This window comes from Candidatus Dadabacteria bacterium (assembly GCA_026705445.1).
Lineage (GTDB): Bacteria > Desulfobacterota_D > UBA1144 > Nemesobacterales > Nemesobacteraceae > Nemesobacter.
The window spans coordinates 65,049-78,683 of the sequence record JAPPAR010000013.1; the positions used below are offsets into that span (position 1 = coordinate 65,049).

Here is a 13,635-nt window from a genome sequence, read left to right on the forward strand (position 1 = left end):
TGCATCTGCACACTGAAACTGCAAGCGTCGAGCGGAACTTCATGCCCTTTAAGCTTTCGGGGGAACTAATCACCAGTTAGAAGATGACCAGTTCGAACTGGCTTGGCAAGAGCCCCGAAAAGCATATATTCTGATAGCATGTCCCGCAGCGCACAGAGGATGTCACAGTCCACTAAGCCGTGGCACGGAATGGAAGTCAGAGGGCTCGTCACGGCCGCCGTTTCGGCCGTTATACTGGTTACAGCAATCTCTGTGATGACGATTCCGTACTCACGGACAGTCCGCCAGGACATACCTTTAGATATACTCTGGCGTAGCGGTTTCTGGCAGCAGGTCACGGGATTTTTGCTGCTAGGATTCTCCCTTATAGGCCTATCGCTTTACTTCCGCAAGCACTGGAGACAGCTGCGGTTCGGCTCGTTTTCATCCTGGCGCGTTTTGCACGGAATACTGGGCGTAGCGGGACTCATCGTGCTGGTGGCCCATACGGGAATGCGGTTCGGCTCGAATCTGAACCTGGCGCTGATGATAGTGTTTGTAGCCGCTAATCTCGGCGGCGCACTTGCGGCAGCCGGAATATGGTCGCGGTATCAGTTCACAAGACATCCGAGCCATAGGTGGAGAAGAAGCATGGTCTGGATACACGTGCTGATGCTCTCGCCGCTCCCCGCCCTCATAGCCCTGCACATCCTGTCAGTCTATTACTTCTAAGGATACACTTGTGACACGCGCTCGAATTTTCTGGGGATTTCTGATTTCCCTCAATCTCCTTCTGGCGGGATTCTTCATCTGGCGACTCCAGACTGATAACCAGCAGGCTTTTCTGCCCGGCAAAGCAACCCACGGACACCACCAGATCGAACTTGCGTGTGAGGCGTGTCACATCCCTTTTGAAGGCGTTCCACAGCAAGCCTGTATTGATTGTCACGCCAAGGAACTTGAGATAGCCAATGATTCCCACGCCGAAAGTGTATTTACCGATCCGCGTAGCCTAGCGGAGCTTGAATTGCTAAACGCGCGCCTGTGCGTAAGCTGCCATGTGGAACACCACCCGGAAATGGTAACCACTATGGGAGTCACGGTGCCCGATGATCACTGCTTTCACTGCCACTTTGATATCGCCGAGCAGCGCCCGACCCACACGGAGATGGACTTCAACACCTGTGCCGCGGCTGGTTGTCACAACTACCACGATAACAGGGCTCTCTATGAGGACTTTCTGCTTCAGCACAGCGACGAGCCCGGATTGCTTGCAACGCCGCTTGTGGCTGAAAGAGACGAACCCGAGGCTGTCGGACCCCTTCTTTCTTCTAGGGAGCACGACGCACCGACAGACAGGGAGGTCGACCCGGCTCTGCTTGCCGAATGGGCTGGCACCGTCCACGCACGCGCGGGGGTCAACTGCTCAAACTGCCATGTCGGTGAGAGCCCCGGAGCACGGTGGAGCGATTCGCTGACTCACGAGGCGTGTGAGTCCTGCCATGAAAACGAAGTCTCGGGGTTTCTTGCGGGAAAACACGGCATGCGCCTTGCCTCGGGCCTCTCGCCCATGTCGCCGTCGCTCGCACGTCTGCCCATGGACCCCGAGGCAGCGCAACGCGAACTCGGCTGCACGTCGTGCCACGGTGCCCATGAATTCGATACCGCCCAGGCCGCGGTGGATTCCTGCCTCGGGTGTCACACAGATACCCACAGCAATTCCTACAAGGATTCCCTACACTTCGAACTCTGGCAGGCGGAGGCAAGCGGCCTCGGAGCCCCGGGAAGCGGTGTGAGTTGCGCCACCTGTCACCTGCCCCGGGAGACGCACAAAAAAAGTGATGACAAACGGGTTTTGGTTCAGCATAATCAAAATATGAACCTGCAGCCGAACGAGAAGATGATCCGCGGCGTCTGCATGAAATGTCACGGACTTCCTTTTTCGATCGATGCTCTTGCGGACCCGGTCCTCATCGAGCGGAATTTCAAGGGACAGCCGTCCCGCCATGTCGAAAGCGTCGATATGGCAGTGCAGCGGGCGGTTGAAGACCTGAGGAGAAAAAAGAAATGATGATCATGAACAGAACTGTCCGCACATTAACACTGGGCGGGTTTCTTCTGGCCGCCCTGGCAACAGGATGCGGCGGCAGTGGCGGGGGCAGCGGGAACAACCAGGAATCCGGCACTACCTTCACTCCCAGAACGATGGCCGATGCGCTTTACGCCGTCATAGAATCCGACCGGACCGTCTACACCCGCAAAGTGGTCGATCGTCTGCAGGACGAAGAGAAAGTTATCAAGGCGAGCGAGCACTGGAAAGATGACAAGGCGCTCCCACTGCCGGCCCAGATGTTCCGCATGGGAGCCAATATGGTTTCGGACAAAACCGATGTTTTCACCTATTCCCTTCTTTCGCTCTGGCCGGTTAACAAGCAGAACGCGCCTAAAACCGAAGTGGAAAAGCAAGGGCTTGAAGCGGTAGCAAAGAAACAGAAGCCTTTTTACGCGGAAGAGACGCTGGGCGGAAAAACATTCTTCACGGCGGTCTACCCGGATGTCGCCGTGGCTCCCGCATGCATTAACTGCCATAACAATCACAAAGACAGTCCGCGAAGCGATTTCAAGCTTGGCAAGACCATGGGCGGCGTTGTCATCCGCATACCACTTTCGCAACGTTAACAACCACAGCCCGGGGAACCCGGACGGAATGAGACTTCGAAGGCCGGTACACCCTTAGCGGTCAGAAGCTATTGCGCTAACGCACGGTATTTTTCCCTGACGGCACTTTCCATCAAAAAAAGTTCGCCGTCGCTTAAGAAATCAAAATGCGACTTTCTTTTGTTCGAAGACAGTCTGCCTTTGTTCTCAAGGCATACCCGGATAAACAAATCTATCAGGCGGTCGGGCATATCGATAACGTCCTGAATCGCCTTTTTAGTGCTGTCGTAGCTAGCAAGGAAGTTCAGTTCCTCTACAAGTTCGCTCTCAACGGTCTGAACGACAAAATCATGCAAAGCTTCCGCTTGTGCCGTCATATCAATGTAACGATACCAGTACGCAGTATCGTTGTGGACGGTCATCTGGGCAAGCCCATCCAGACTGTATTCCACAAGTTGGTTCAAGGGAAGTGAAAATGCCTCTAAAGAATCATCGTAGCCTTCCGGATTGTTAAGCATTACAGCAGACACGGGAAACATCAGACCTTCCGGAACCATTCCTCGAATGGAAAAAATATTGTGGATCAAAAACCGGTGGATTCGACCGTTACCATCTTCAAACGGATGAATAAAGACAAACCCGTAGGCTACTACGGCAGCGTGAACAATAGCTGAAACACCGCCGGTCATCATAAGCCGATGAGAAATCAGGAGCCCCCGCATCAAGTCGGGAAGATCTTCCGGCTTGGGACACACATAATGAATTAACTCTTTTTGATAGGAAATCGTCTGACCTACATAATTTTGAACCGTTCGATAATCTTCGTTTATGAAACGTGGATCGACAATTCGATTCTGCAGGGCGATTAACAACTCCTTGTCGCAGAAATCCTGCCGTCGCGCCATCTCCAAGGACGCTATGAATTTTTCGGTCCGCGACGCGCCGGGTTTAATGTTTTCTATTTCAAAAGAAGATTTGGTTTCTTTGCTGTAAAGATAACTTAATACTCTCCTAAGTAGTTGCGGAGGATACGATTCGACTATCTTCTCGCATCTGTCTCGAAAATCAGTCTGATCCATTTCTCCAAGCTTCTCCGTTTTCCTGACAATAGGACAAAATTCCCTTGGTCCAAGCAAATTATTGATAACACGGTGTCTTTGAGATTTTTCACCCTGGGAGAGAGTGTAATAGATGTCCGGTTCAAGCGCTTCCAGATAGTTCCCCTTGGACAAATCATCAATGGGTAACCTGCGACCAGTTAAAAACTCGAAAAAAAACCAGATGCGACGAGCATACTTTCCCGTTGGCTTGGATTTGATGTAATCGACAAGCTCAGTTTCCGCAACGGCATCAAAAACAACCTTTAAGGAGCTAAGGCTTACGCCATCATATTTCAAGGCAAATTCCAGATGGTCTCCTATTTTTTCACCAGGCCAGTATTGAAGAGAATAAATATCTTCAACTCTACCACCTTGTACTTTCTGCTGCCGACCACCGGTTGCCGCAACAAAGGAACTGTGCCAGTTGGGCAGTGCGGTCAATCCAAATCTGCTCAGCAGCCAAGCGTAGCCTGCGGTCCGTATTCTTGAAACGCTTGTTTTCATGGACTTATCCAATAAAATCGTTATTTTCCTCATAATATAATTAAAAATTTGGCTTTTGCAAAATAAATGATTTAAAATTGTCTATTTTCAAAAAATTTTTATTAAAAACCATAAGTTTTGATAAAACTTTTAATTTTTCCAGTATTTCTAAAAAAATGATTATTAAACCAAAAAAACAATTAAAAGACACTGCCTTTCGAATAAAACAGTTATTAAATCCGAGTTTCCTAATCAAAAAGTCATATACAGAAGCCGTTCCATCTTCTTTTATTCTCCGCCTTTGGGAGTTATCGTATTCGCATGAACAGCTTTAAAATCGCCCTTGTTCAGAACCGGGTGCACAAAGACAAAGAGGAAAACCTGAAAAAAGCCATATTAAACGTAGAGAAAGCTTCTGCGCTCGGAGCGAACATAGTCTGTCTTCCCGAGCTTTTTCTCACCAGGTACTTCTGCCAATCTGAGGACACAGGCTGTTTTGATCTCGCCGAACCCATCCCCGGACCCACAACGGACAGATTCTGCGGGGAAGCGGAAAAAAGAGGAGTTTTCATCGTGTGCCCGCTTTTTGAGAAAAGGGCCTCCGGCGTGTATCACAACTCCCTTGTCCTTATCGATCCCTCGGGAGAGATTTCCGGCATTTACAGAAAGATGCACATACCGGATGACCCGGGCTATTTCGAGAAGTTCTACTTTGCTCCCGGAGACACGGGGTTTTCCTGTTTTGAAACCGGTTTTGCGAAGATAGGCACACTTATTTGCTGGGACCAGTGGTATCCCGAAGCGGCACGCATAGTATCGCTCAAGGGGGCGGACATTATCTTCTACCCGACCGCCATAGGGTGGCGTATGGACGAGGATGAACACTCGAAAAATACCCAGCTTGGGGCATGGAAGACTGTTCAGCGCGCCCACGCGGTCTCAAATGGAATCTATGTCGCAGCCGTGAACAGGGTAGGCTTCGAGGAATCGGGAGAGACCGGTGAAGGAATAAATTTCTGGGGAAATTCCTTTGTGTGTGACCCCCAGGGAACGGTGATTTGCGAAGCTTCCGGCGAGAGAGACGAGATCATACTGGCCGACATCGATCTTAGGAAGCTTGAGGAGACCAGGAGGAACTGGCCCTTTCTTCGGGACCGAAGAATTGACTCCTACTCCGAGCTTCGGCAAAGATTTATCGACAATGATTCCGGTACCTGAAATTGAGTGATTCTTCAGCGGTTCGTTACAGACTTCCGGCTGAATGGGAACCTCACGACGCCACCTGGCTTGTGTGGCCGCAGAACGTAAGCGATTGGCCGGGAAAATTCTCGGGGATCAAGAAGGTTTACCGCGAAATCGTAAGCCACCTATCAGAGTCAGAGAAGGTGAGAATAATAGTTGACCCCGGAGGAACACAGAAGCGGGCCGAGGGAGTTCTCAGGGAAGAATTAACTGATCTTGGCAACGTGGAGTTCTACGAGTGCCCCACAGACAGATCCTGGATACGGGATTCCGGCCCCTTCTTCGTAAGAGATGGTTCCGGGGGGCTGAGCGTGCTTGATTTCGGATTTAACGGATGGGCTAAGTACCCAGATTGGGAAAACGACGACATGATTCCGGGGTTTGTGGCCGAGTCTCTTCGTCTTGACTCAGAAACCCCCGCATGTGTTGGAAAGAAAATCATTCTTGAGGGCGGAAGCATTGACGTAAACGGAGAGGGTTCCCTAATAACAACTAAGCAGTGTCTTCTAAGTACGGACAAACAGGCAAGGAATCCTTCTTTCGGGAAAAACGACTACAAGGCGGTGTTCTCTGAGTATTTCGGCGCAACGAACGTTCTCTGGCTTAACGGAGGCATAGAGGGAGATGATACAAACGGCCATGTTGACGATATATGCAGGTTTACGGGTCCCAGCACGGTTGTCTTATGCCTTGAGAACAGCGCTCGAGACCCGAATTACCGCCCGCTTCGCGAAAACCTTGAGATACTCCAAGACCTAGAGCTTGAGGACGGAGGAAAAATTGAAATCGTCCCCCTCCCGATGCCATCACCGCTTTTTTTCGACGGCGAGAGACTTCCGGCAACTTACGCCAATTTCTACGTCTCAAACGAAAAAGTTCTCGTCCCCATCTATAACGATCCGAAAGACTGCGAGGCGCTTGGCGTACTGTCGGAACTTTTCCCCAAAAGATATGTCGTTGGAATTGACTGCATCGACCTTGTGTGGGGATTTGGAGCTATCCACTGCATGACAAAAGAAGAGCCTCTTGGTTAGCTCACGAATTCAAATCAAATTCGTTGTCGCAAAATTTCGGATTTATAATCTCCTATTGATATTTAACGCTGAACAGCATGCGATGCGATTCCCTCACTCATAAGTATAGAAAATCGGGTTTGCAGCTCCTTTTCGAGTCATTTCATCAGGTAGACGTTTGTTTAAGTACTTGTCGGCAATGTTTTCCGGCGCCTCGGTCCCGTCAAACTCGTACCTAGGTGGCGGACCGGGATACTCCTTGGACTCACGCCACTTACATTCGACGTAAACACCCCTGCATATCCCGTTCACTGTAGCGAGGATGATCTCGGCCCGTTGAGCCCTACTCAAGTTCACTTTCCAAGAAGCCCTGACAGCCGAGTAGGTTCCGAGTCGACACTGCGTCTCCGACCTGATCTTGATCACTATTATCTTGTCTTTCCGTTTGAACTCGATGGCCTCAGCGCCATAGTCCTCGACCAGTTGTTGGACGTGTGCCGGCCCCCTGTCGTGAGATCCGTGACCAGTGGCGACGTTCGTGAGTTGTCCATCGAACACATCGATCAGGGCTGCTTCGACCTCAAATGCTTCCCTTTCCGACATGCCGTGTCGGTGAATGATATGGGTCGGTTCGAGATTGACGCTTTTGATCTCCCTGATCCGGTCCGCACACGGAATCTCCCCATCCTTGAAATCGGGGGAGTTGTCGGCAAGTGTGGCGTGATAGAAGACGCGGTTACCCTTACCCTTGCCGATGTAGAAGGTGGAACCGTTCCTCGGGTCGATTAGACGATAGACATAGTATTTTAGTTTTTCTTGTACGTGAGTTGGAAAGCTTCTCATTACAACACTCTCCAGTTCCACAGAAGATTATAATCCGTTAAATTTAAACCCTTCGTACTCAAGAATCGCCCTTTTTACGTCAAGCCCCCAGCGGTAGCCGTGAAGATCCCCCGTCTTTCCTATAATACGGTGGCAAGGCACCAAATAAGCAATCGGATTTCCCGCCACGGCATTTGAGACGGCCCTTACTGCAGTGGGCACTCCTGCCGACTCCGCAAGTTCTGAATAGGACAAGGTCTCACCCTCTCGGACCTCCATCAGCTTTTCCCATACCTTCAGCTGAAACCGTGTTCCTAGGAGCAGTATCTCCGGAGGCCGTCTTCCCGGGGAAAACAGCAAGTTCCGCAATACTTCGGCCGTTTTTTCGTCATCCCTTCGGTTCTTCGGGTTCGGCCATGCCTTCCTGAATTCTTTCAAGTGGCTTTCAGGATCAGTGCGGAAAAAACTCATATGGCATATAGCTTCTTCGCATATCCCGATAAGACATTTTCCAAACGGAGTGCCGTGGATCCCGTAGATAATGCGCATCCCGGACCTGGTTTTTTTCTTTTTCCCGGAAGAAATCTCTTTCGTGTTAACCACAATACCCCGCCATAAGTGGTCCGGAAAGCTTTTCAAGACTCCATTATCGTGGGTTTTCCCATTTATCGACTGCAAAGCAAAACTACCTCCTTCCGAAAATTGATCTCGCTATTATCATCTTGTGTATCTCGTTTGTGCCTTCGTATATCTCCCCGACCTTGGAATCTCTGTAGATCTCCTCAACCTTGTAGGTGGAAGAATCGTGGGCAAGTTCCACCATAAGCCCGAGACCTCCGAATATCTGAACGGCGTCGCGGGCCATGGTAACACTTATCTCCGAGCCGTAGTACTTGGCGGCGGATGTCTCGAAAGTCGGGAAAGGGTCCCCATTGTCAAGGCAGAGCGCGGCCTTCAGATACAGGTTCCTAGCGTTTTCTATTTCAACAGCCCTCTGCGCCAGCAAAAACTGCCAGTACTGAAAATCGGCTATCTTTTTTCCGAAAGCCTCCCTCTCGTTCATGAACTCCACGCATTCATCGAACGCCGACTGCGCCATCCCCACCCCGCTTGCCCCGATTCCCGTCCTTCCGTAAAGAAGGGAATTAACGGCGACCCGAAGGCCATCTCCTTCCTTCCCTATTAGGTTTTCCCGGGGCACCTCCACATCTTCAAGGTATATGTCGTAGGTAAGTTCTCCCCTGTTTCCGAGTTTCTTATCCGGGGGACTCACGGAACAACCCGGCGAATCAAGATCAACCACTATCATTACGGACTTGTCCCCCGCTGAGGCTAGCAGAGTAACGAAATCAGCTACCCCGGCGTTGGTTATGTAGCGCTTGCGGCCGTTTACAATGTATTTTTTGCCCTTCCTGCGGGCTTTCGTTACAAGAGACTCGGTCCTTACGTCAGAACCCGACTGGGGCTCCGTCATCGCAAATGACGCCACCGAGGTTCCATCAAGAGCCGCAGCGAGATATTTTTCCTTTATGTGGGGGGACCCCATAGCCAAAGTTTTTCCGGAAAGCAAAAAGTGGGCATTTATCGTTCCCGCGACGCTCGCGCTTATGTAGGCAAGTTCCTCCGCCATAACCGCTGCCGCGCATGCGGGGTGGGAAAGACCCAGTCCCCCGTCCTTTTTTGAATACGGGATCCGGAAAAGCCCCTCTGCGGCCATTTTCCTGAAAAGATCACGGGGAAAATTCTCATTTCTCTCGCTTTTCTCTCCTATGTCCCTAGCAATCGGAAGAACCTCTTTTTCGGCAAAATCCCTCACTTTCTTCCTGATTTCTCTCGTTTCTTCGGGAAAAAGATGCTCTTTGTAGAGCTTTGTCTGCATTCTCTGGGGTAATTTGCGCATTCTGCTAACTCCCGTAGTAAAGAATTGTATTTCTGCGAGGACAGACGGGCAGATGTTGTTTAAATAGTTTAACCAACTTATCGGATGAACGTTAAAAGCGTCTCAGGAGAACCGGTACCCGGAAGCAAAAATAAGAACCCTAGATGCTCCGCGCTTCTCACGGTCTTCGCTCTCAAGTAGAATGAATCTGAGCAAATCCGCAGCACTTGGGAGGAACCAGTTGTCTATTACCGGAATTGTCGTACCGTACTGGGCCGACGTAAAAAAAGATGATCTCACCTATTTTTCGAAACTGGCAGAAGACTTGGGCTATCACTCCATCTGGGTTCCCGAAATGTGGGGACGGGACGCATTTTCCTTAATATCCCACATGGCGGCGGTCACAGAAAGGATAAATCTGGCCACCGGTATCATCTCCGTTTACAGCAGGTCTCCGGCACTCATAGCGCAGACGGCGGCCACCGTGGATGAGTACTGCGGGGAAAGATTCATCCTCGGACTCGGGATAAGCAGCGTTTACCTCAACGAATACTGGCACGGCACGAAATTCGAGCGGCCCCTGAGACGGACGCTTGAGTGCGTCGAGATAATAAGGACGGTCCTCGCGGGAAAGAGGGTCGACTATGAGGGGGAGATTTTCAGGCTTAAAAACTTCAGGCTTCTTTTTAAGCCCCGGCGAAGCGAGATTCCCATATATATTGCTTCCATGGGACCGAGAAACATCGAGCTTACCTCCCGGGTCGCTGACGGCTGGATTCCCTATCTCTGCCCCGTGAGCCTTATTAACGAAAGAAAAAAGGTGCTCGCTTCCGGCGGAAGAAAAATAACCGTGGCCCCGTTTATTCCGGCGATGGTTTCCGAGGACCGAAGCGAATCAAGAGAAATCGTAAGGGAGTTCGTGGCCCTTTATGTATGCTCCATGGGAGATTATTACCACAAGCTCGTAAGCAGTTACGGATTCGGGGAGGAAGCGGACAGGGCGAAAAACCTCTGGCGGGAAAACAGAGCGGAAGCCATAAAAAGCATAAGTGACGAACTGCTTGATCTTGTTTCCGTGAGCGGTTCCCCGGAGGAGGGAAGAGCAAAGCTCGGGGAGTTCGCCGAGAGCTCTGATCTTCCCATTCTCATGTTTCCCTACAACGCTTCGAGAGAGCAGACAGCTTTTGCAATGAAAGCGCTTGCCCCTTGAGAGAACAATCCGGGCTTAAGGGTCAGGTCTTGACATAATTTCCTGTCTTCATTATAATTCCTTCCATGGCAAGACCGCTAAGACCGGAATACGCAGGGGCCGTCTATTACGTCTCCTCGGTCGGGAACAGAGGGCAGAGCGTCTTTCAGAACTCAGCCGACGGCAACGCCTGGATAGAAATCCTCGAGGGGGTATGCGGAAGGTTCGGATGCCTTTGCTTTGGCTACTGCCTCATGTCCGACGGGTATCATCTGGTCATTGAGACCCCGAAACCCAACCTCTCAAAAGCCATAAGACAGCTAAACGGCGTTTATACCCAGCGTTCAAACAGGCTGCACGATACAGACGGTCACGTTTTCCGGGGAAGATATAAATCCATAGCTGTCCAGAGGGAGAAATATCTTCTACCCCTTATGGCCCATATCTTTCTTCTACCCCTTCGAGCCGGCTTCGTAAAACATTCCAACCAGTTCAAATGGAGCAGCTGCAGGTACCTTTATGGAAAGGATGAAGCGCCAGGATACATAGACCTCGAGTGGTTCTCAGAAGGATTCTCTTCGGATATAAGCGCCTTTGATGAGTTTCTCGAAGAGAATAGTTCGCGCGACGTGATCTCGGAAGCCCGAAAGCAGATATATCTCGGCGATGATGGATTCATAGAGCTTGTGCAGGAAAAAACGAAGAGGGACTCGCGGTCAAAGGATATTCCCAAGTATCAGCTCACAAAACCCGTACCGGGCATGATAGACGGTTTCATGCGAAGCGGACACTCAAGAGAGGAAGCGATAGCTAAAACCTACCTTACGGGGGACTACACGCTGAGAGAGGTTGCCGACGCGGTCTCAGTTCACTACTCGGTTGTGAGCAAGATCGTAAGCGAATACGAGAAAATCTCTTCTCTCTCCCGGTAAAAACCCTCAGTCGAGTCCGGACTGCTCTGCGAGTTCCTCAACCTCGTCCACCATCGCACCTATCACGTCAAGTCCCGTCTGCCAGAAACCGGGGTTGTTTATATCCACCCCCACTCCAGAGAGAAGCTCTGCGGGCGAGGCGCTTCCCCCGGACCGAAGAAGCTCCATGTAACCGGGTACAAAAGACTTTCCCCGCTCCAAGAACATTCCGTAAAGAGCCAGGGTGAGCAACTCGCCGAAGGAATATGCGTAGCAGTAAAAGGGAGAGTGTATGAAATGAGGAATGTAAAGCCACCAGTAAGCGTAGTTCTCAGTCAGGGTAACGGAATCTCCGAACATCTCGCGGTTAGCCTCGATCCAGAGTTCGCTTATTCTTGCGGTCGTAAGCTCCCCTTGATCTCTTCTTTCGCTGTGCAGGCTCTGCTCAAACCTTGTAAGCACCGCCTGTCTGAAGACCGTGGCCATTATGTCCTCGAGTTTTTCCGCTACCAGAACCATCCTGCCTTCCCTTCGCGTCTCTTCCTCCTTGAGGCGGTGAAACACGAGCATTTCCGCAAAGACGCTTGCGGTCTCAGCCGTGGTAAGGGGCGTGTGGGCTTGGAAATAACCCTGTCGTCTCGAAAGATACTGGTGCACGCCGTGGCCTAGCTCGTGAGCCAGAATCATCACGTCTCTCGGTTTCCCAGTGTAGTTCATAAAAACATAGGGGTGAACGCCGGGAACCGTACCGTGGCTGAAAGCGCCTCCTCTTTTCCCGTCCCGAAGCTCGGCGTCTATCCAGTTTTTCTCGAAAAACAAAGACGCGGTCTTTTTCATCTCGGATGAGAATTCACCGAACGAAGAAAGCACGATTTCCTCTGCCCTGTCCCATGGGACCTGCTCCCTCTCCGAACCCAGGGGAGCATAGCGGTCGTAGTCGTAGAATCTTCGGTACCCGAGAAGCTTTCCCTTGAGTCCGTAGTAGCGCTTTACGAATCCGAAACTTCGCTCGCACGATTCAAGCAGGGCTTCCACGGCACTGTGGGATATCTCGTTGCTAAGGTGACGCGCCGACATAGGATCCTCGTAGCTTCTAAGCCTGTCATTTATTGAGTGGTCGTTTACAAGCGTGTTGAATATGTAGGTAAGCACATGGGAGTTCTCTTTAAGCCCCCTTGTGAGACCGGACCAGGCTGCCTTTCTTTTCTTTCTGTCCGGGTCGTAAAGAAGCGAGAGGGTCCGGGACTGGTTCAGCCTTTCGATCTTGCCCGAGAGCCTCACACGAAACTGGATATTGTTCACGACCTCGTCAAAAAGCCTTGAAAACGCCCTCTGCCCGGTGTTTGACTTCTCCTGAAGTATCTTTTCCTCGGCTTCCGAGAGAGTGTGGTCTCTGTACTGTCTTTCCTGCTCGAGAAAATGCCTGTATTCCGAAAGTTTCGGGTTATTAAGAAGTTTCTTCGCTCTTTTCTTCGGAACCGAAACCCATTCAACGTAAAAGAAAATGAGCTTTTTCTGAACTTCCGTCGCCTTCTGCTGCATTGATGAGCGAAAGGCACCGTTTTTGGGGTCCCGGGTGTCGGCCGCGAAAAGAAGGTGAGCGAAGGAAAGTATCTTTCCGATTCCTTCCGACAAGCGCTCAAGCTCCTTCACCGCTCCCGCGAGCTTCCCGGCGGTGAGCGAAGGAGACTTTATTTTCCCCCTGTACTTTTTTTCAAATCTGTCCGCACGCGCCGATATCCTCTCGAAATCCTTCTCCACGCGTGGGTCGGAAATTCCTTCGTAAAGGTCCGAGAGATCCCAACTTATGCCTTCTGCTTTCGCCATGTCCGTCTCCGTAGCTCTTTGTCGGGAGCAAAAATTAAGTTATTCCTGAAGCAGGTATATATCCTCAAGCGATCTTCCCTTTTCCATGTAGTCCATTCCGTAGCCCACGAGAAACCCTTCATCCACCTGGAAACCCGTGTAATCGGGCTCTGAACCCGTCGCGCCCTTTCCTCTTTTGTCTATAAGCGCGCATATCCGAAGCGAATCCGGGTTTTTAGACTCTATGTGCTGCAGGATAAACTTCGCCGTCTCCGAAGTGTCAATTATATCTTCAATTATTATAACGTCCCTGCCCTCCACTTCGCATTCAATATCCCTCAAGAGCTTGAGGCGCCTAGGCCGCGTTCCCTCTCTGTAACTTGAAACCCTGAGAAACTGCCTTTCGACCATCACGGTTATCTGCGCCAGGAGGTCTTCAAAAAAAGGACGCGCCCCTTTAAGAACGCAGACCGCAACGGGAGTTTTTCCCTCGTAGTCCCCCGAAATTTGCTTGGCGAGCCTAGAAACGGCGGTTTTTATGTCGTTTTTTAAG

13 protein-coding genes are annotated in these 13,635 nt (G+C 50.8%); 7 read left to right on the forward strand and 6 right to left on the reverse strand.

Features of this window, described 5'->3' with window-relative positions; all coding sequences use genetic code 11:
• The first annotated feature begins 159 nt into the window (after positions 1–159).
• The 3 genes from OXG75_03015 to OXG75_03025 are packed head-to-tail and all read left to right on the forward strand — an operon-like array spanning position 160 to position 2,658.
• Positions 160–711, forward strand: a complete 552-nt coding sequence (locus tag OXG75_03015; protein MCY3624960.1) for a hypothetical protein — start codon at positions 160–162, stop codon at positions 709–711.
• 10 nt (positions 712–721) lie between these two features.
• Positions 722–2,050 (forward strand): NrfA- nitrite reduction protein, encoded by a 1,329-nt coding sequence (locus OXG75_03020; GenBank protein MCY3624961.1) that lies wholly within the window; start codon positions 722–724, stop codon positions 2,048–2,050.
• Positions 2,051–2,055: 5 nt separating this feature from the next.
• Positions 2,056–2,658 (forward strand): DUF3365 domain-containing protein, encoded by a 603-nt coding sequence (locus OXG75_03025; GenBank protein MCY3624962.1) that lies wholly within the window; start codon positions 2,056–2,058, stop codon positions 2,656–2,658.
• Positions 2,659–2,726: 68 nt separating this feature from the next.
• Here OXG75_03025 and OXG75_03030 read toward each other — a convergent pair whose 3' ends face one another.
• A complete protein-coding gene (locus tag OXG75_03030; protein ID MCY3624963.1) occupies positions 2,727–4,241 on the reverse strand; it encodes a Fic family protein in 1,515 nt (504 codons plus the stop codon).
• 300 nt (positions 4,242–4,541) lie between these two features.
• Here OXG75_03030 and OXG75_03035 point away from each other — a divergent pair, with 300 nt between their 5' ends.
• The gene (locus tag OXG75_03035; GenBank protein ID MCY3624964.1) at positions 4,542–5,438 is read left to right on the forward strand and encodes a carbon-nitrogen hydrolase; all 897 of its coding nucleotides are present in this window, start codon (positions 4,542–4,544) and stop codon (positions 5,436–5,438) included.
• Positions 5,439–5,440: 2 nt separating this feature from the next.
• A complete protein-coding gene (locus OXG75_03040; GenBank protein ID MCY3624965.1) occupies positions 5,441–6,496 on the forward strand; it encodes an agmatine deiminase family protein in 1,056 nt (351 codons plus the stop codon).
• 93 nt (positions 6,497–6,589) lie between these two features.
• Here the strand turns inward: OXG75_03040 and OXG75_03045 are convergent, their stop codons facing one another.
• The 3 genes from OXG75_03045 to OXG75_03055 form a co-directional block, all read right to left on the reverse strand.
• A complete protein-coding gene (locus OXG75_03045; protein ID MCY3624966.1) occupies positions 6,590–7,318 on the reverse strand; it encodes a hypothetical protein in 729 nt (242 codons plus the stop codon).
• A gap of 27 nt (positions 7,319–7,345) precedes the next feature.
• Positions 7,346–7,900 carry a methylated-DNA--[protein]-cysteine S-methyltransferase gene (locus OXG75_03050; GenBank protein MCY3624967.1) on the reverse strand — a complete coding sequence of 185 codons (555 nt, stop codon included), beginning with the start codon at positions 7,898–7,900 and terminating at the stop codon, positions 7,346–7,348.
• An 82-nt stretch (positions 7,901–7,982) separates the two neighbouring features.
• Positions 7,983–9,197, reverse strand: coding sequence for an acyl-CoA dehydrogenase family protein (locus OXG75_03055; GenBank protein MCY3624968.1), 1,215 nt, complete (start codon positions 9,195–9,197; stop codon positions 7,983–7,985).
• 220 nt (positions 9,198–9,417) lie between these two features.
• Between OXG75_03055 and OXG75_03060 the strand changes: the two genes are divergently transcribed.
• Positions 9,418–10,386, forward strand: coding sequence for an LLM class flavin-dependent oxidoreductase (locus OXG75_03060; GenBank protein ID MCY3624969.1), 969 nt, complete (start codon positions 9,418–9,420; stop codon positions 10,384–10,386).
• Positions 10,387–10,451: 65 nt separating this feature from the next.
• Positions 10,452–11,297: a transposase gene (locus tag OXG75_03065; GenBank protein ID MCY3624970.1), complete on the forward strand. Its 846-nt coding sequence runs from the start codon at positions 10,452–10,454 to the stop codon at positions 11,295–11,297.
• 6 nt (positions 11,298–11,303) lie between these two features.
• On the opposite strand, the gene OXG75_03070 is transcribed toward OXG75_03065, so the two are convergent.
• Both OXG75_03070 and hpt read right to left on the reverse strand, forming a co-directional pair.
• Positions 11,304–13,103: a M3 family oligoendopeptidase gene (locus OXG75_03070; GenBank protein MCY3624971.1), complete on the reverse strand. Its 1,800-nt coding sequence runs from the start codon at positions 13,101–13,103 to the stop codon at positions 11,304–11,306.
• A 39-nt stretch (positions 13,104–13,142) separates the two neighbouring features.
• A complete protein-coding gene (gene hpt, locus OXG75_03075) occupies positions 13,143–13,622 on the reverse strand; it encodes a hypoxanthine phosphoribosyltransferase (GenBank protein ID MCY3624972.1) in 480 nt (159 codons plus the stop codon).
• Positions 13,623–13,635 lie beyond the last annotated feature (13 nt).

Bases quoted from the DNA above. Each gene is read 5' to 3' on its own strand.
- OXG75_03030 (MCY3624963.1), bottom strand. From the start codon at position 4,241: ATGAAAACAAGCGTTTCAAGAATACGGACCGCAGGCTACGCTTGGCTG.
- OXG75_03015 (MCY3624960.1), top strand. From the start codon at position 160: ATGTCACAGTCCACTAAGCCGTGGCACGGAATGGAAGTCAGAGGGCTC.
- OXG75_03065 (MCY3624970.1), top strand. From the start codon at position 10,452: ATGGCAAGACCGCTAAGACCGGAATACGCAGGGGCCGTCTATTACGTC.
- OXG75_03035 (MCY3624964.1), top strand. From the start codon at position 4,542: ATGAACAGCTTTAAAATCGCCCTTGTTCAGAACCGGGTGCACAAAGAC.
- OXG75_03045 (MCY3624966.1), bottom strand. From the start codon at position 7,318: ATGAGAAGCTTTCCAACTCACGTACAAGAAAAACTAAAATACTATGTC.
- OXG75_03070 (MCY3624971.1), bottom strand. From the start codon at position 13,103: ATGGCGAAAGCAGAAGGCATAAGTTGGGATCTCTCGGACCTTTACGAA.
- OXG75_03025 (MCY3624962.1), top strand. From the start codon at position 2,056: ATGAACAGAACTGTCCGCACATTAACACTGGGCGGGTTTCTTCTGGCC.
- OXG75_03055 (MCY3624968.1), bottom strand. From the start codon at position 9,197: ATGCGCAAATTACCCCAGAGAATGCAGACAAAGCTCTACAAAGAGCAT.